The 16786-nt window shown below is 71.4% G+C and carries 16 protein-coding genes; 5 read left to right on the top strand and 11 right to left on the bottom strand.

Annotation, left to right across the window (positions count from 1 at the left end; translation table 11 throughout):
- The first annotated feature begins 63 nt into the window (after window positions 1-63).
- Together VGW35_04550 and VGW35_04545 are read left to right on the top strand one after the other, a co-directional pair.
- Window positions 64-2097, top strand: a complete 2034-nt coding sequence (locus tag VGW35_04550; GenBank protein ID HEV8306913.1) for a hydantoinase/oxoprolinase family protein — start codon at window positions 64-66, stop codon at window positions 2095-2097.
- On the top strand, window positions 2094-4148 hold the full coding sequence (locus VGW35_04545; protein HEV8306912.1) for a hydantoinase B/oxoprolinase family protein: 2055 nt from the start codon (window positions 2094-2096) through the stop codon (window positions 4146-4148). Before VGW35_04550 ends, VGW35_04545 begins: the two co-directional genes overlap by 4 nt.
- A gap of 244 nt (window positions 4149-4392) precedes the next feature.
- Here the strand turns inward: VGW35_04545 and VGW35_04540 are convergent, their stop codons facing one another.
- The 10 genes from VGW35_04540 to VGW35_04495 all read right to left on the bottom strand — a co-directional run bounded on the left by VGW35_04540 (window position 4393) and on the right by VGW35_04495 (window position 13560).
- Window positions 4393-4776, bottom strand: coding sequence for an RNA-binding protein (locus VGW35_04540; GenBank protein ID HEV8306911.1), 384 nt, complete (start codon window positions 4774-4776; stop codon window positions 4393-4395).
- Window positions 4777-4875: 99 nt separating this feature from the next.
- Window positions 4876-5070, bottom strand: coding sequence for a 30S ribosomal protein S21 (rpsU, locus tag VGW35_04535; GenBank protein ID HEV8306910.1), 195 nt, complete (start codon window positions 5068-5070; stop codon window positions 4876-4878).
- Window positions 5071-5529: 459 nt separating this feature from the next.
- Window positions 5530-6417 (bottom strand): polysaccharide deacetylase, encoded by an 888-nt coding sequence (locus tag VGW35_04530; protein HEV8306909.1) that lies wholly within the window; start codon window positions 6415-6417, stop codon window positions 5530-5532.
- A gap of 18 nt (window positions 6418-6435) precedes the next feature.
- Window positions 6436-7335 carry an ABC transporter permease gene (locus tag VGW35_04525; protein ID HEV8306908.1) on the bottom strand — a complete coding sequence of 300 codons (900 nt, stop codon included), beginning with the start codon at window positions 7333-7335 and terminating at the stop codon, window positions 6436-6438.
- Window positions 7301-8248 carry an ABC transporter permease gene (locus VGW35_04520; GenBank protein ID HEV8306907.1) on the bottom strand — a complete coding sequence of 316 codons (948 nt, stop codon included), beginning with the start codon at window positions 8246-8248 and terminating at the stop codon, window positions 7301-7303. The genes VGW35_04525 and VGW35_04520 overlap by 35 nt, the downstream gene beginning before the upstream one ends.
- Before the next feature lie 52 nt (window positions 8249-8300).
- Window positions 8301-9863: an ABC transporter substrate-binding protein gene (locus VGW35_04515; GenBank protein HEV8306906.1), complete on the bottom strand. Its 1563-nt coding sequence runs from the start codon at window positions 9861-9863 to the stop codon at window positions 8301-8303.
- 228 nt (window positions 9864-10091) lie between these two features.
- A complete protein-coding gene (locus VGW35_04510) occupies window positions 10092-10481 on the bottom strand; it encodes a type II toxin-antitoxin system VapC family toxin (GenBank protein ID HEV8306905.1) in 390 nt (129 codons plus the stop codon).
- Complete coding sequence (locus VGW35_04505) at window positions 10478-10711, bottom strand: type II toxin-antitoxin system Phd/YefM family antitoxin (protein ID HEV8306904.1); 234 nt, start codon at window positions 10709-10711, stop codon at window positions 10478-10480. The genes VGW35_04510 and VGW35_04505 overlap by 4 nt, the downstream gene beginning before the upstream one ends.
- 235 nt (window positions 10712-10946) lie before the next feature.
- Window positions 10947-12149 (bottom strand): membrane dipeptidase, encoded by a 1203-nt coding sequence (locus VGW35_04500; GenBank protein HEV8306903.1) that lies wholly within the window; start codon window positions 12147-12149, stop codon window positions 10947-10949.
- A gap of 64 nt (window positions 12150-12213) precedes the next feature.
- Complete coding sequence (locus tag VGW35_04495; GenBank protein HEV8306902.1) at window positions 12214-13560, bottom strand: M20/M25/M40 family metallo-hydrolase; 1347 nt, start codon at window positions 13558-13560, stop codon at window positions 12214-12216.
- 115 nt (window positions 13561-13675) lie between these two features.
- On the opposite strand from VGW35_04495, the gene VGW35_04490 reads away from it, so the two are divergent.
- From VGW35_04490 to VGW35_04480, 3 genes are read left to right on the top strand one after another with little or no spacing between them, the layout of a single operon-like run.
- A complete protein-coding gene (locus tag VGW35_04490) occupies window positions 13676-14365 on the top strand; it encodes a hypothetical protein (GenBank protein ID HEV8306901.1) in 690 nt (229 codons plus the stop codon).
- Between the two features lie 54 nt (window positions 14366-14419).
- On the top strand, window positions 14420-15160 hold the full coding sequence (locus VGW35_04485) for a class II aldolase/adducin family protein (protein HEV8306900.1): 741 nt from the start codon (window positions 14420-14422) through the stop codon (window positions 15158-15160).
- A gap of 21 nt (window positions 15161-15181) precedes the next feature.
- Window positions 15182-15616, top strand: a complete 435-nt coding sequence (locus VGW35_04480) for an EamA family transporter (GenBank protein ID HEV8306899.1) — start codon at window positions 15182-15184, stop codon at window positions 15614-15616.
- A gap of 13 nt (window positions 15617-15629) precedes the next feature.
- On the opposite strand, the gene VGW35_04475 is transcribed toward VGW35_04480, so the two are convergent.
- Window positions 15630-16775, bottom strand: a complete 1146-nt coding sequence (locus VGW35_04475; protein HEV8306898.1) for a BBP7 family outer membrane beta-barrel protein — start codon at window positions 16773-16775, stop codon at window positions 15630-15632.
- Window positions 16776-16786: the final 11 nt, after the last annotated feature.

Genomic DNA, 16786 nt, shown 5'->3' with positions numbered 1-16786 from the left:
CATCCAGGGCGTGGCCCGGGGCCGGTGGGGCGCCGCAGCTTCGTCGCCGGCGAGGAGTGGCGGATGATGGTCGTGGGGATCGACGTCGGCGGCACGTTCACCGACGTGACCGCGGTCGACGACGCGACGGGAGCGGTCCGCCTGACGAAGATCCCCTCCGCTCCCCGGGACGAGGCCCGCCCGGTGCTGAAGGGGCTCGCGGAGCTCGCCATCGCGCTCCCCGCCGTGCGTCGGATCGTGCACGGCACCACCGTCGGCACCAATGCCATCCTCGAGCGCCGCGGCGCGCGGGTGGCGCTGGTCACGACCGCGGGCTTCCGCGACCTCATCGAGATCGGCCGGACCAAGCGCAACATCCCGGCCCTTTTCGACCCCACCTTCGTCCGCCCCAAGCCCCTGGTGCCCCGGCCGCTCCGCTTCGAGGTCGACGAGCGGATCCTCCACGACGGGAGCGTCGCGCGACCGCTGGGCCGGGCCGAGCTCGAGAGCGTGGTGGCCCGCCTGGCGCCGCTCGAGCCCGAGGCGTTCGCCGTGTGCGGTCTCCACGCTTACGCCAACCCGGCCCACGAGCAGGCGGTGGGCGAGGCGCTCCGCCAGGCGTTCCCCGGGCGGCCGGTCTCGCTCTCCTCGGAGGTCGTCCCGGAGTACCGGGAGTTCGAGCGCTTCTCGACGACGGTCCTGAACGCCTACGTCCAGCCGCTCATGGACCGCTACCTCGACGCGCTCGAGCGCGAGCTGATCGCCGCCGGCTCCCGCACGGGCGTCCTGACCGTCGGCTCGAACGGCGGCGCCCTGACCCTCGCCATGGCGCGGCGGCTGCCGATCAAGACCGTCGCCTCGGGCCCCGCGGCCGGGGTGAGCCGGGCGGTGGCCGTGGGGCGGCGGGCGGGGATCCGGGACCTGGTCACCTACGACATGGGCGGGACCAGCACCGACGTCTGCCTGGTTCAGGATCTGGCGCCGCTCGTGACGACCGACACCCTGATCGCCGCCTTTCCCGTGAAGATCCCGCAGGTGGACATCAAGAGCGTCGGGGCCGGGGGCGGGAGCCTGGCCTGGGTGGACGTGGACGGCGCGCTCCAGGTCGGCCCCCGGTCGGCGGGGGCCGACCCGGGGCCGGCGTGCTATGGGCTGGGGGGCCTCGAGGCCACGGTGACCGATGCCGACATCCTCCTCGGCCGCATCGGCACCGCCCGGCCGCTCGGCGGCGCGATCCGGCTCGATCCCGGACTGTCCCGCCGGGCCTTCGAGCGCCTGGCCGTCCGGGTGCCGGGGCTCGACCCCCCCCGGCTGGCGGAGGGCGTGATCCGCATCGCCGTGGCGCGGATGACCGCCTCGATCCGCGAGATCACGCTCCAGCGTGGCCATGACCCGCGCGACTTCACGCTGGTGGCCTTCGGCGGCGCCGGCCCGATGCACGCCGGTCCGGTCGCCGAAGAGCTCGGGATGACGCGGATCCTCGTCCCCGCCTATCCCGGCAACTTCTCGGCGCTCGGGCTCCTCGCCTCCGACATCAAGCTCGACGCCGTGCGAACCCGGATCACCCGGCTCGCCGAGGCCGAGCTTCCCGCGCTCGGGGCGGCCTTCGCCGCGATGCGGGCCGACGCGGCGGCGCGCCTCGCCGCCGAGGGCTTTGGCCTCGAGGCCATGGGCTTCGAGACGGCGCTCGACCTCCGCTACGTCGGCCAGGCCTTCGAGCTCACGGTACCGGTCGATCCGCCATCGCTGACCGTGACCGGCGCGGCCGCGGATTTCCACGCCCGCCACCTCGCGATGTACGGCCACGCCGACGCGGCGGGCGCCGTGGAGATCGTGAACCTCCGGCTCGTCGCCTACGGCGTGGTGGCGAAGCCCGACCTGCTGCCGTACGGCGCGAGAGCCGGCGGCCCGGAGGAAGCCCGGATCGAGGTCCGTCCGGTCCACTTCGAGGGCGAGCTCGTCGCCTGCCCGGTCTATCAACGGGAGCGCCTCGGGCCGGGGGTCCGGCTGGCCGGGCCGGCGATCGTCGAGGAGTTCGGCGCCACGACGGTACTGTTCCCCCACTGGCACGCGACGGTCGATCCCGTCGCCAACCTGCTGCTCGAGCGGTCGCCGTGAGCCTGGAGGGCGCGGTGATCGATCCCATCACGCTCGAGGTCGTCCGCGAGGCCCTGTCCTCGATCGTGCGCGAGATGCGCGTGACCCTCGTACGGACCGCCTACTCCTCCATCATCTACGAGGGCGAGGACTTCTCCTGCGTGCTGATGAGTGAGGACGCCGAGATCGTCGCGATGTCCCGCGGACAGGACCACCCGCTCCACATCGTGCCCATCGCCTGGTCGATGCGGGCCGTGCGCGAGAAGTTCGGCGAGGACATCCACCCGGGCGACATCTTCCTCCACAACGATCCCTACACGGGCGGGACGCATCTGAACGACGTCGCCATGATCTATCCCTTGTTCGCCGAGGGCCGCCTCTTCCTCTGCCCCGTCGTCCGGGCCCACTGGGGCGACGTGGGCGGGATGACCGCCGGGAGCCTCTCCGGCGCCGTGACGGAGATCTACCAGGAGGGGATCCGCATCCCGCCGATCAAGATCGTTCAGCGGGGGCGCCCCGACCAGGCAGCGCTCGATCTGCTGTTTGCGAACATGCGGGTCTCGCGGGACCGGGAAGGGGACTTCCGGGCCATGCTCGGGACCTGCCGCAAGGCGGCCGAGCGGGTCGAGGCGCTCATCGCGCGGTACGGGATTGCGCCACTACGGGCGTGCGTGGTCGAGCTGCTCGACCGCGCCGAGCGGCGGATGCGCCGGAAGATCCGGGAGCTGCCGGACGGCGAGTACCGTTACGAGGCCTACCTCGAAGGCGGCCGCCAGCGGCTCGAGCCCATCCGGATCCGTGCGCGCCTGGTCGTCGCCGGCGACGCGGTGACCGTCGACCTGTCCGGCTCCGCGCCCCAGACGGCCGGGCCGACCAACGTGGGTCCCGCCATGGCGCCCACCGGCGCGTTCACGATCCTCAAGGCGTTCCTCGATCCCGGCGGCGAGATCAACTCGGGCGCGCTGCGGCCCATCACCGTCCTCGCCCCCGAGGGCACGGTCGTCAACGCGCGGCTGCCGGCGCCGTGCGGCGGGATGGTGGAGATCAAGTACGCGGTGGAGTCGGCGGTGATGGGGGCGCTCGCCCAGGCCATCGCGGGGAAGGTGACGGGCGACCTCAAAGGGGGCGGGAACCACTGCTACGTGGGCGGCGTCGACCCGCGCGCGGGGGCGACGTTCATCTTCTACGAGTACCCGGCCGGTGGGACCGGCGCGTTCGAAGGCGGCGACGGGAACAACGCCGTGCGCGCGTTCACCGAGAGCGACATGACGACGATCCAGCCCGTCGAGGCGGTCGAGCAGAAGTATCCGCTCCGCGTGGAGCGGACGGCGCTGCGTGTCGACTCGGGCGGCGACGGGCGGTGGCGAGGTGGCCTCGGCCTGCGCCGCGAGATCCGCGTGCTCGCGCCGGGCGCGCAGCTCTCGGTCCTCTCGGAACGGAACCTGCTCCCGCCCTACGGCGTCTGCGGCGGCCGGCCGGGCGCCCCGAACCGGTTCTACGTCCTCCGCGACGGAGCGGCGATCGAGCCCTCCCCGCTGCCGGGCAAGGTCAGCGGCTTCCCCTTGCAGGCGGGCGACGTCGTGGTGATGGAGAGCTCAGGGGGTGGCGGCTATGGCGATCCGCTGGAGCGCGATCTCGGGGTGGCGGCGCGCGACGTCGCCGAGGGGCTCGTGAGCCTCGAGCGGGCCGACGCGGCCTACGGGCTGGTGCTTCGAGGCGGCGCCATCGACGCGGATGCGACGCGCGATCGTCGGGCGCGCCTGGCCCGCGCCCGCCCCTGGCTCGTGGTGCGGGTGCGGCCGCCCGGCCACACCCCGGACGCCGTCAGCCACCTCGTGATCCGCCTCGGCGGCGCTGCCGCCGCCCGCCTCGGCGTCACCGGCGGCGCCGTGGTCGAGCTGGTCAACCCGCGCGGCGCTCCCCTCCGGGCGTGGGTCGACGTCGCGCCGGGCGACGACCGCGACCACGGCGAGCTGCCGACCGACGCGCTGGCGATCCTCGGCGTCCCCGACGGCGCCGCCGTCGAGGTCCGGCTACTCCGCCCGGCGCCGGCCGACGGATCCGCGGAATAGGCTCGAATCTCCGGGCTACCGCGGCTGGATCGTCGTGGTGGGGTCTCCGTCGACGCGGACGCGCGACGCCGCTTCGGGATGCCGGCCCGAAGGACCTTCGGCCCCGAACGCGGTGGCGGACCCGAGACGGCGCGAGCGTGAGGCGGGCGAGTGCTGGCGACGCGCGAGGTGTGCGCGCCCTCCGGGGGACCGAGGAACGCGCCGTGTCACCCGAAACGAAGCCGGATGCCAGGGTAACGGACGGTCAGAGGCTCCGCTTGCGCGCCCGGATGCCGCGGCGGCTCCCCTTGCTCCTGAACGGCCTCTTCGAGGGCGGCGGGGCACCGTCGCCGCGGGAGCCCGCGCCGAAGGAGCCGGAGGGCCGATCGGTGCGAAAGCCGCCGGCCCGCGGCGGCCGATCGTCGGCCATGTTGACCCGCAGCTTCCGGCCATCGAGGTCCCGATCGTTGAAGAGCCGGATGGCGTCGGCCGCCTCGGCCTCGCTCGAAAACTCCACGAACGCGAAACCACGAGGCTGGCCCGTCTCGCGATCGCTGGGAAGGTGGACCCCTACGACGTTGCCTGCCGCCGACAGGAACTGCGTGAGCTGCTGCGCGGTCGTCTGGAAGCTCAGGTTGCCTACGAAGATCCTTGGTGGAATGGCCGCCTCCTCTCTCGTGTTGTGGCGGACCGATCAGGTCCGCTGTGACCGGGCCTCACGCGGCGCGTGGTCATGGCCGACAATCCACTAGTCGCCATGCGAGCGCCGGGCCGCCCGTCGCCGCCGCTTCCGGGCCTCGGCTTGCTTGCGCTTCCGCCTCACTGAAGGCTTCTCATAGTAGGCCCGTCGCTTCATCTCCTTGAACAGGCCTCCGGTGGCCATCTCTTTCTTGAGCGCCTTGAGCGCGGGCTCGATCTGGTTGTCGAATACCTCGATCTTCATCGAGGCCTCCCCCCGCCCCGGGGCGCTCGGGCGGCCACCGAGGGCTTCTCCGGCGCGCTACGCTTCACGCCGGGTTTCCGTACAGAGATCGTGTTCGCATTGGCACGGGGCACCGATCGATCCGCGCCCGGCGCCGACGGCGGCGCAGGAGTCGCTACAGTACCGCCGTTCCGGACGGGCAGAGCAGCGGCAGGCGGGATGCCGACAGGGCGCCTCGCGATAGGCGGAAGCGGGTCCCGGGCTCGAGAGGCGATGGAACGGACGCGGTGCCTGGTGACTCACGCGGGAGAACCCCCCTGCCACCAGCTCCGCTGGAATGCCTGGCGACACTCCACAGAATAGCGGTTGTTCGCAGCCTTGGCAAGGCGGTCGGCTGAAGGTGCGGCTGAAGGGGCCGGCTCGGCGGCGCCCGCGATCTCGGCTGGACGCACGCCGAGGGCGCCCGGGACGCGCGCGCCGCTATCGTGCCGGGCGCGCGCGGCCGGCCGACGCCCGCGGGCGCGGCGTTCGGCCCGGAGCCGGCGCCCGGGGCAGGGTCGCCGGCTGCGCGGAGTGCCAGCGGGCCACCTCCTCGCAGGTGGTGAACCACACGCCCGAGGATCGGCGCATGTAGCGGACGAGCTCTTCGAGCATGGCGATGCGGGAGGCGCGGCCGATGATGAACGGGTGGCACGTCAACACGAAGCAGCCGCTCTCGGCGTGCATCCCGGCGAACTCGCGGCTCCAGAGCGTGAAGACGCGAGCCGGGTCGGCGATCGCGTTGGTGGCCCCGTAGACGTGGCGGAAGAGCGGGGCATCGTCGAGCAGCCACTGGACCGGCACCTCGACGAGCGGCCCGTGAGCGGTGTCGATCTCGTAGGGCACGTCGTTGCCCATGAGGGACGTGTCGTAGAGGAACCCGTGGGCCTTCAAGATGTCCGGGGTCCACACGTTGACGTCCCACGACGGGGAGCGGTAGCCGGCCGGGCGGACGCCGAGGTGGTCCTTGAGGATCGCCAGCTGGGCCCGCATGATGGCCTCCTCCGGCTCGCGCTCCATCCCGTCGACGGCCTCGTGGACGTTCCCGTGGGCGCCGATCTCGTGGCCGGCGTCGCGGATGCGCTTCGACTCGGCCAGGTGATTCTCGACGGTCCAGCCGGGGATGAAGAAGCTCGCGCGGAGCTTCACCCGATCGAGCAGCCTCAGGATCCGGTCAACCCCGACCCGGGGCCCGAACCGGCGCTCCTCGAGGTCCGCCAGGCTCCGTCGCGCCTTCTCCGGCTGACGGAAGAGAAACCCCGATTCGGCGTCGAAGTCGAACGAGAGCACGACGGCCGACCGCTTGCCCTTCGGCCACGCGTAGCGCATTGCCCAGCCTCCTTTTGGTCAGCGTTGGGCCAGCGTCGGGTCGATCGCGTCCCGCAGCCCGTCGCCGAACCAGTTGTAGCAGAGCACCGTGACGAAGATCAGGACGCCCGGCATCACCGCGAGGCCCGGCACCGTGCGGAGGTACCCGCGGGCGCCGCTCAGCATGTTGCCCCACGACGCCGCCGGCGGCTGGACCCCGAGGCCCAGGAACGAGAGCGACGACTCCAGCAGGACCACGAACGCGACGCCGAGCGTCGCCGCGACCGTGACGGTCGGGATCGACTGCGGCACCACGTGCCGCGCGAGGACCCGCAGGCGGCTACATCCGATCGCCCGGGCCGCCAGCGTGAACTCCAGCTCGCGCGTCCGCAGCACCTCGGCCCGCACCGCCCGCGCCACCGTCATCCACGACGACAGCGCGATCACGAGCACCAGGTTCACGAGCGTGGCGCCCAGCATCGCGAGCGCCATCAACGCGATGAAGAAGAGGGGAATCGCCAGCATGGCGTCCGTGATCCGCATCAGAACCGCGTCGGTCGGCCCGCCGGCGTACCCTCCGATCGCCCCCACCGCCACCCCGAGGACGAGCGACGCCGCCATCGAGGCGAGCGCGACGGCCAGCGACACCCGCCCGCCATAGAGGAGTCGGGTCAGGACGTCCCGGCCGTACTCGTCGGTGCCGAGCCAGTGCGCCCGGGTCGGGGGCTGGAGCCGCTCCAGAAGGGACACGGTCTCGGGGCTGTAGGGCGCGAGCCAGGGCGCCAGCAGCACGAGCGCATGCACGAGAATCAGCACGCCGAGGGCGGCTACCGCCAGCCGGTGGCGCCCGAAGCGGGCGAGCGTCCGGCTGGCCGGGGCCCTGACGGGGAGCGCGACCGGGAGGTCAATCGTAGCGGATGCGCGGATCGACGTAGCCATAGAGGAGATCGACCAGGAGGCTCGAGGCCGCCACGACGGCCGAGATGACCAGGGTGATCCCCATGATCATCGGATAGTCGCGCTCGAAAGCCGCGCGCACGGCCAGGCTCCCCATCCCCGGCCAGGCGAAGACGGTCTCGGTGATGGCGGCGCCGGCCACCAGCCGGGGGAGCTGGAGGCCGACCACGGTGACGATGGTGAGGAGCGCGTTCCGGAGGGCGTGGCGGTAGAGGACGGCGCCCTCGGTCAGCCCCTTGGCGCGGGCGGTGCGGACATAGTCCTGGCGGAGGACCGCCAGCGTGGAGGAGCGCGTGTAGCGGGCGAAGAGCGCCATGTTGGCGGTCCCCAGCACGACGGCCGGCAAGACGAGGTGCCGGACGAGGTCGAGGACCGACGACGGGGCGCCGATGGTCTGCATGCCGCCAGGCGGGAGCCAGCCGAGGACGATGGAGAAGAGGACGATGAGCATGAGCCCGAGCCAGAAGGTCGGTATCGAGATCCCGAACAGGGCCAGGAGCGTGACGGCGTGGTCGGTCGCCGAATAGGGCCGCGCCGCCGAGATCACCCCGGCGGGGATCGCGACCGCGAGCGACAGGATCAGCGCGGCGGCCGACAGCACGAGGGTGTTGGGGAGCATCTGGCCGATGATCTCGAGGACCGGTATGCCGGCCTGGTAGGAGACGCCGAGGTTGCCGCGGAGGACCTGGCCGAGCCAGCGGACGTACTGGACGTGGAGCGGCTGGTCGAGGCCGAGGAGGGCACGCATCTGGGCGATCTCGCTCGGCCCCATGTTGCGGTCGAGGAGGATCCCGGGACCGCCGGGCGCCCGGGTGACGAGAGCGAAGACGACGAGGCTCACCACCAGGAGCAGGACCACCGTCTGCCCGACCCGGCGGATCAGATAGCGTGTCACGTTCGGTCGCGCCTCGGCAGAGACGGTGAGGCAGGGCAGGGACGAGGTGGCGTCAGCGGGCGGCCGAGACGCCGACCATGTGCGTCAGCGCGTCGCGGTAGCCCATCGGGACCCAGCCCTGGATGCGCCGGGCGAGCGCCTGGATCTCGGCCGGGTAGACCAGGTAGAGGACGGGCGCGTCGGCGGCGATGAGCTTCTGCGCCTGCTGGTAGATCCGGGCCCGCTCCTTCTGGTCGAAGGTCGCGCGCCCCTTCTCGAGGAGCTGATCGACCTCGGGGTTCGCGTAGCCGAACTCGTTGAGCGTGCCCTGGCTGTGGTAGTAGCCGAGGAGGTCGGCCTCGGGCGGCGTGATGTACCACAGCACCCAGGCCTGGAGCGGGTTCGGCCGGGTGCGGATGCGCGACAGGAAGGCGTTGAACTCGCTGACGCGCAGCTCGACGTCGACGCCGATGTCTCGCCAGTATTGGCGGACCACGACCGCGGTCTGCTCGCGGACCGGGTTGCCGCGGTCGAAGTCGAGCGTGAAGCGAAGGGGCTGCCCGCCCTTCCGGCGGATTCCGTCGGAGCCCCTGGTCCAGCCCGCCTCGTCGAGGAGCCGCTGGGCACGCGCCGGGTCGTAGGGATACTGGTCCACCGCGTCGGTGTAGGCCCACCCGACGAGCGGGTTGATGGGTCCGGTGGCGAGGCGCCCCTTGCCCAGGTAGATCCTGTCGAGGATCGCCTTGCGGTCGACGGCGAGGGCGAGTGCCTGGCGCACCTTTCGGTCGCCGAAGGGCTCCGCCTTGTGGTTCAGGCCGACGAACGCGTAGTTGACCTGGGGGGCGTCCACGATCTGGACGTTCGGCATGCGCTGGACGGTCGGGACCTGGTGCGGCTCGATGATCATGAGGTCCAGCTGGCCGGTCTGGAGCTGGGCGAGCTGCTGCTCGACGTCGGCCACGACACGGAAGACGATGGCGTCGAGCCGGGGGCGGCCCAGGAAGTAGCGGTCGTAGGCGACCAGCCGGATGTGGGAGCCGAGCACGGATTCGCCGAAGCGGAAGGGGCCGGTGCCGATCGGGCTCCGCAGGAAGTCGACCGGGTTGCGGAGCTGGTCGGGGGTGTAGCTCCCCAGGACGTGCTCGGGGAGGATGTTGGCCAGGTACCCCAGCATGACGGGCAGCGTGGCGAAGGGCACCTTGGTCGCGATGCGGACGGTGTGGTCGTCGACGACGTCGACGCGGCTGATGTCCTGGACGTTGGCCCGCTGGAAGAACGGCACCTGGGGATTGAGCCAGAGCCGCTCGATCGTGAACTTCACGTCGCGGGCGGTGAGGGGCTTGCCATCGTGCCAGGTGACGGCCCGGCGGAGATGGAAGGTCCAGGTGAGCCGGTCCTCGCTCACCGTCCAGCGCTCGGCCAAGTCGCCGACCGGCGTCCAGTCCTTGGGATCGTACTTGACCAGCGTGCTGTAGACGACCTTGTTGACCAGGATGTTGGGGAGCCCCCCCACTAGCGGCCACATCCGGGCGTTGTCGATGAGCGGGAGCGAGAAGGTCGCGCCCTGCGCCGACGCCGGCCACGCCGAGGCCAGAAGAGCCAGCAGGACCAGCCCGGCGACCAGGGCGGTGCGCATCGTGTCGACCTCCGCTCGCCGATTCGTTGGTGTCGCGCCGGCGGGGCGGCTAGTTCTTCGGGAGGGTCTCGGAAGACCCCCCCGATGGCCGGCCGTCCAGCACGGTCTCGCGCGTCTGGACCTCGAGGCTGGTCACCGCCATTGCTCCGGCATCATACGCCAGGCCTGTCCTTCCGCCCAGGGGTCGGAGGTACCGACGTTCATGAGGCCTCCCGCGAGGCGGCTCGCTCAGGCGGGAAGCAGGTCGACTTCATATCGCGCGAAGTGCGGGTCCGAGGTCAGGATGGGGATCGCCTCGACTTGCGCCTGCGCGATGAGGATGCGATCGAAGGGATCCCGATGGTGCGGCGGGAGCTGCCCCACGCGGAGCGCATGGCGATGATCGATCGCGAGCGGCAAGGTTCCTGTCGCCGCGAGCCGGCTCGGCACATACTCGGCCGGCTCCATGGGCAGACGTAACCGCCCGAGGGCATGCTTGATCGCGATCTCCCAGGCACTGCCCGCGGACAGAAGCAGCTCGTTCTCGGGCGCCGTGAGGTGAGCCCGCCCCTCGGAAGAGAAGCGTTCCGGCGCGATGAGCATCCAGAGCCAGCACTGCGTGTCGAGCAGGATCCTCACGTCTCGAAGGCCGCCAGCGTGTCTTCCGGAAGGGGGGCGTCGAAATCGTCACCGATGACCGCCCGTCCCCGGTCCAGGCCGAGGACCCGTTGACCGGCGGCGGGGCCCACCGGCACCAGCCGGGCAATGGGCTTTCCCGCCTTGGCGATGACGATCTCCTCGCCATGCGCGACGCGCGCAAGTAGGCGCGAGAGGTGCGTCTTTGCCTCGTGAACGTTCACTGTCTTCATGATGGCAACGGTAGACTAAGGCATAGACTTAGTCAAGCCGGTGAGGACGCTTCGCGAGAGGTGTCGGAGGGAGCCGTCGAGGCCCCCTCCCAGGATCCAGGAGCCTGTCGGAGTAACCCGACCCGGCGCCGACCACCGAGCCCGCGGTGCATCGAGGAGTGCTCCGAGCGGCGGCTTCGCCGCCGCCACGAGGGGGGCATCGGGGGGATCTTCCGAGACCCCCCCGAGTAATGATCTAGCGGATCCAGACCTGCTTCAGGACTCGGAGGGCGTTCCCGCCGACCGCCTTGACGATGTCCTCGTCCTTGTAGTCGTGCTTGACCAGCCACCGCACGATGTTGGGATAGTCGGCGGGGTTCTCGAGCCCGTCGACATACGGCACCTCCTGGAACTTCTTCCCCGCGTGCGCCTTGCCGATCGAGAGGTGCGCCGCGTAGGCGTGGTGGAGTCCCACGTGATCGCCGAAGAGCGTGTCGGGGCCGAAGCCGACGTGATCGATCCCGAGCAGCTTCACGGCGTACTCGAAGTGCTCCATGTAGGACTCGATGCTGTGGAGGGGATGGCGGTCGGTGAGGGTCGTGTGCGGGGCCGCCTCGATCCCCAGCACGCCGCCCTTCCTGGCCATCGCCTCCAGCACCTCGTTCGGCTTCATGCGCCGCGTGTTCCAGAGGGCGCGGCAGCCGGCGTGCGAGATGACGATGGGATGCTCGCTCGCCTCGATGATGTCGAGGGTCGTGCGATCACCGCAGTGGGCGGCGTCGATCTGCATGCCGAGCTTGTTCATGCGCCGCACGACGGCTCGGCCGAGGTCGGTGAGCCCCCCGTCCTGCGGCTCCCGGAGCCCGCTGCCGAGGGCGTTCGCCTCGCTGTAGACGAGGCCCATGCTGCGGACGCCGAAGCCGTAGAGGATGTCCACGCGGTCTACCTCGTTCTCGATCGGCGTCGCGGCCTCGAAGGTGGGCACGAGGGCGACCCGCCCCTCCGCGTGGGCCTTCAGGATGTCCCGCATCCCGTCGGCCACGATCACGAAGTCCTGGTGGGCCAGGTCGCAGAGCCGCATGCCGAGGTCGTGGAGGACGTCGGTCCACTTCCAGCCGGCCGGGGAGGTGATGGTGCAGATCCCGTCCATCAGGTTGTCGAAGACGCAGTCGAGGCCGGAGGCGGCCAGACCCTGAAAACCCGTGAAGTCGCGGCCGCGCCGCTTCTGCTCGAAGATCTGGGTGATGTCCTCCGGGGACACGACCGGGTGGTCGTGCATGGAGACGACGACGTGGTCGGCGAGCAGGCGCTGGACCCGCGCCTCCTCGTCCGGCGAGACCTCGACTCGCCGAGAGGGCACGCGGCCCAGCTCCCTGGCCAGGTGGAAGCCGCGATAGTCGACGTTCTCCTCGAGGTACTGGTAGGACCGATAGCCCGCGGATTTCTTGTTCGTCCCCACGGTTGCCTCCCTTTGGCCCGCCACTATAGCACCGGATCTCGGCTTCGGGCTGACTCGCCGTCGCCTACGGCCGCGAAGAGACGATCCGGTCGTAGAGCGCGATCTGCGCGAAGAAGTGGCGGAGCACGTAGTGCTCGTTGACGTCGTGCTGCTGGTTGTCGCTGTTGGCCGACGGGATCACGAAGGTCGGGATCCCGAGGAGCTGGGTGAAGACCCAGGTCGGGAGCGTGCCGCCGAGGGTCGGCAGCGCCACCGGCGGGCCGTCGCCCTGCTCGCCCAGCAGGCGGAGGAGCCAGGCGAACTCGGGGCGGTCCGGCGAGGTGTAGCTGGCCGGCTGGCCGGTGGTCCGCACCTGGAAGGTGACGCCCTCGGCGGATTTCTGATGGTCGGCGACGGCCCGGTAGACGAGCGCCGACATGGCCTCGGGCGAGGCGTCGGGCGTGAGGCGGATGTCGACCCGCGCGTGGGCGGCCCGCGGGATCACCGTGCGGCGCTGCTCGAGCGAGGTCCCCTCGGTCGCGAGGTGGTTGGCGTTGACGTAGGGCCACAGGAACGGCTTCCACACGGCCTCGCGCTCCCACCGGGCGAAGGCCGCCTCGGCCGCCTGCCGGAAGGCGCCGTTGTCCTGGGCGAACTCGCGCACGCGCCCCTGGAGGTCCTCGATGAGCCGGGCCAGCGGCAGCACCGGGTTGGCCACGATGTTTCCGTAGTTCCCCGAGTGGACGGCCGTCCGCTGGCCATTTTCGACCGTGAGGTGCACCTCGAGCATGCCCCGCACGCCCATCACGAGGGTCGGGCGGTTCTTCTGCTTGGGGCCGTCGGAGCAGATGACGACGTCGGCGGCCAGCCGCGCGCGGTGGGCGCGGGCGATCTCTCCGAGGTGGGGGCTCCCGTGCTCCTCCTCGCCGTCGAGGATGATCCGCACGCGCCAGCGGAGCGTCCCGGCGCGGGCGGCGTCGAGGGCGCCGAGGACGTTGGCGAGGTGCTGACCCTTGTTGTCGGCCCCACCCCGCGCCACCATCGTGACCGCGTCGAGCGCCGCGTCGTCCACGGTCGCCGGGTCGACCCGCCGGCCGTCGTGGAAGTACGTCGGCGCGAAGGGCTCGCACGGCACCCCGTCCCAGACCCACCGGGCGAGGTCGCCCGTGGGCTGGACGTCGTAGTGGCCGTAGAGGAGCACGGTGGGGGCGCCGGCCGGGCCGGGAATCTCCCCCCAGAGGGCCGGCGTGCCCTGATCTCCGGGCGGGGAGAGCGGCTCCAGGGCGAGACCCTGCTCCTGCCAGAAGGCGCGCACGTGCTCGACCATCTCCGGCGTCACGCGCCGGCTCACGGTGGGGATGCGCACGTAGCGGTCGAGCCGGGCCACCCGAGCGTGTCGCGAGGTCATGGCCACCACGCCACGATAGGCCATTCGGCCCCGTCTGACCAGCGGCATCGCATCTCGCGGTGCCGTGGTGACCGTTGGCCCGGGCCAGCGCTCCCCCAAAGACTTGACGGCCGCCGGCGGTCGGCGTTGAATGGGGCCGATGCGACACCATACGATCCGGCTCCTCACGCTCGCCCTGGTGGTCGCGCTCGTCGGCTCCGCCCCGGCCGGCGCCGACGTGCTGCACCTCCGCAACGGGGGCCGGATCGAAGTCCGCGCCTGGCGGGACGCCGGCGATGCCGTCGAGTTCGAGCGATTCGGCGGCGTGGTCCGCATCCCCCGGGAGGACATCGAGCGCATCGAGCGGGACCCGCGCACGCCCGGCGCGCCCGGGGGGATGGGTGCGCCGCCTTCCGGCGGGCCGGTGCCGATCGGCAGCACCGCGAGCATCACCGAGCCGGAGGTACGCGTGTTCATGACCGAGGAGGACGGCGCGGCGTCCATCGGCGAGTGGAAGCGGCGGACGCGCCTCCTCGACAAGGTCGCGGATACCGCCCGGATGACCATCACGTCCGGCGGTCGGCAGATCACGCTCTCCGGGGCGGAGTACAAGCGGTGGGCCTGGGCGGGATATCGCGACGACGCGCAGATCACGATCCGGACCACGGTGGAGGCGGTCTCCATCCACGGGGACACCGCCGAGGTGACCTACGCGGTGGAGACGACCGTCGTCGATCGGGTCACCCGCCGGCCAGCCACCGTCACCGAGTCCGGCACGCTGACCCTACAGAAGCGGGGGGGCCGGCTCATGGAAACCGCCCGGCAGGCCTCCCTGCAGCCGGCGCGGTAGGGGAAGGGGCCGGGTGACGCCCTGACGTTCCCGAGGCAGGGCGAGGAGGATGACATGGTGGCGATGACCGGGGCCGAATGGGAGACGCGCGTGCAGCTGGCCGCCTGTTACCGGCTGCTGGCCAAGTTCCGGATGACCGACCTCACCTCGACGCACGTGTCGGCGGTGGTCCCCGGCACCGAGGGCCAGTTCCTGCTGAACCCGTTCGGCCTCCTCTTCGAGGAGGTCACGGCCTCCAGCCTGGTCAAGTGTGACCTCGACGGCAAGATCCTCGACGACACGGCGTACGGGCTGAACCCCGCCGGCTTCGCGATCCACGGCGCGATCCACCGCGCCCGGCCGGACGCGTTCTGCATCGTCCACACCCACACCCGGGCCGGCACCACGCTAGGGGCCCTCGAGGGCGAGCTCTTGCCCCTGAACCAGATCAACCTGATCTTCTACGACCGGGTCGCCTACACGGACTACGTCTACGTCGAGGCGATCGACGAATGCGCGCAGATGGTCGCGGATCTCGGGGACAAGTGCGCGCTGGTCATGCGCAACCATGGCCTCCTCACCATCGGGCGGGCGGTCTCCGAGGCCTTCGTGCTCATGCACTATCTGGAGCGGGCGTGCGAGATCCAGGTTCAGGCGCTGGCCACCGGGCGTCCCATCCGGCTTCCACCCCCCGATGTGTGCGAGGACGCGTCCCGGCGCTACTGGACCTGGTACAAGGGCGAGCCCTTCGGGCAGCTCGACTGGGACGCGCTCGTCCGGCGCCTCGACGCCGAGGACGCCTCGTATCGGCTCTAGCGCGACGGGACCGGGGCGGCGATGAACCGGACGGCATTCCTCTTCGCGGTGCTCATGGGCGCCTCGGCCGCGACGTACACCATCGGCGTGAAGCTCGCCTCGGCGCGGATCAACCCCGCCCTGGGGGCGATGATCGTGACGGCGGGCGCCTTTGTCGTGAACCTGGCGGTGCTGCTCGTCATGCGGGCGCGCGGAGCCGAGGTCGTCGTGAGCGGCGAGAGCGTGGCCTGGCTCCTGATCGCCGGGCTGGCGGCGGCCGGCGTCGATCTCTTCGGCCTCCTCGCCTTCTCCCACGGCCTCGAGGTGACGGCGTCGTTCATCGTCGGGGGCGTGCACACCAGCCTCATCCTGCTGGTCGGCTTCCTGGTCCTCCGGGAGGCGTTCAGCTGGACGAAGGTGCTGGCCGTCCTGCTGATCGCGGTCGGGATCGTGCTCCTCCAGCGCCCGAGCCTCTGAGGCCCGGCGCCGCTCAGAAGCGGACGGCGAGGCCGACGCTGAGACCCTGGGCCCAGAAGTCCGAGCCCGAGAACCGGAAGGCCGGCCGAGCCGGCCCCACCAGAGGACTCGGCTGGGTCCCGGTGAAGGACGCGCTCTGGCTCGGGTTGATCCCCCGGTCCACGTGGTCGCCCGGCCGCACCACGTCGCTCGCGTAGAGGATGGTGTAGCCGACGAAGACCAGCGCCCAGGACGTCACCTGGTAGCCGACGCTGATGGTCGCCTCGGGCACGACGGCGAAGACGTCCCGCCGGTGGGTGCCCATGTTGGTCGGCTGGGCGAAGTAGCCGCCGGGGAAGGCCTGGGGGGTCCCGAATCCGTTGAAGTCGTTGGTGACGAGGACGCCGTCGATCTCGACCTTCTCGCGCATCGCCCCCAGAGCCACCTTGGCGCCGCCACTCACCCGCCAGCGTCCCAGGGCATAGCGCCCGCGCAGGCCGACCTGCCCGCCGTAGAAGCGGTTGTCGGCGTCGAACGCATCGCGGGTCTCGAAGACGTCGACGGGTTGGGGCGGCACCCCCGGCGTGTTGGTGTCGAAGTGGTATCTCTCGCTGAGGCCGAGGTGGCGCACGCCGGCCAGGAGGTCGAGTCCCCACCGCTCGGTCGCGGTCAGGGTCAGGATCCCGTTCACTTCCTCGCCGCCGAGCCGGCTCGTCAGCCTCTCGGTCGCGGTCCCGGCGAACCGCCCGGGCACCGCCAGCCCGGTCGTGCTCTCGCCGGGACGCGTGACGTCGAAGAAGGGGATGGAGAGCTCCTGGGAGCCGACCGTGCCGGGCGCGCTCACGCTCCGGCGCGTGGAGGTGCGCGGCAGGAAGAGATGACTGCCCTCGATGCCCCACCGGCGGTCGTCGGTCAGCCGGTAGCCGATGGTCACGCGGGCGCCGTGGTGCTCGCCGGTGTCGATGTCCTGGCCCCCGAGCAGCACGCGCGACCGGGGATCGCCGAGGGGGCCCGTGCTCACGAGCGGTGTAGGAGCCGGACTGTCCTTCGTCCACCACAGGAGGTACTCGCCGCTCACGGAGAGGCGCCCGCTCTCGGTCGCCACGGGCGCCTGGGCGCGGCCCGGCGCGGCGGCCAGCACGAGCCCCGCGAGGATCACGAGCCGCGCACCCAGTGTCACGGGTCTCGTCC

Source organism: Candidatus Methylomirabilota bacterium (genome assembly GCA_036005065.1).
Classification (GTDB): Bacteria; Methylomirabilota; Methylomirabilia; order Rokubacteriales; family DASRDR01; genus DASYQW01.
The sequence above is the reverse complement of the archived record's forward strand: the minus strand, read 5'-3'. Positions and strand labels throughout refer to the sequence as shown.

Bases quoted from the DNA above. Each gene is read 5' to 3' on its own strand.
- rpsU (HEV8306910.1), bottom strand. From the start codon at position 5,070: ATGAAGATCGAGGTATTCGACAACCAGATCGAGCCCGCGCTCAAGGCG.
- VGW35_04480 (HEV8306899.1), top strand. From the start codon at position 15,182: ATGAACCGGACGGCATTCCTCTTCGCGGTGCTCATGGGCGCCTCGGCC.
- VGW35_04505 (HEV8306904.1), bottom strand. From the start codon at position 10,711: ATGAAGACAGTGAACGTTCACGAGGCAAAGACGCACCTCTCGCGCCTA.
- VGW35_04550 (HEV8306913.1), top strand. From the start codon at position 64: ATGATGGTCGTGGGGATCGACGTCGGCGGCACGTTCACCGACGTGACC.
- VGW35_04530 (HEV8306909.1), bottom strand. From the start codon at position 6,417: ATGCGCTACGCGTGGCCGAAGGGCAAGCGGTCGGCCGTCGTGCTCTCG.
- VGW35_04495 (HEV8306902.1), bottom strand. From the start codon at position 13,560: ATGGCCTATCGTGGCGTGGTGGCCATGACCTCGCGACACGCTCGGGTG.
- VGW35_04485 (HEV8306900.1), top strand. From the start codon at position 14,420: ATGGTGGCGATGACCGGGGCCGAATGGGAGACGCGCGTGCAGCTGGCC.
- VGW35_04515 (HEV8306906.1), bottom strand. From the start codon at position 9,863: ATGCGCACCGCCCTGGTCGCCGGGCTGGTCCTGCTGGCTCTTCTGGCC.
- VGW35_04490 (HEV8306901.1), top strand. From the start codon at position 13,676: ATGCGACACCATACGATCCGGCTCCTCACGCTCGCCCTGGTGGTCGCG.
- VGW35_04525 (HEV8306908.1), bottom strand. From the start codon at position 7,335: ATGGCTACGTCGATCCGCGCATCCGCTACGATTGACCTCCCGGTCGCG.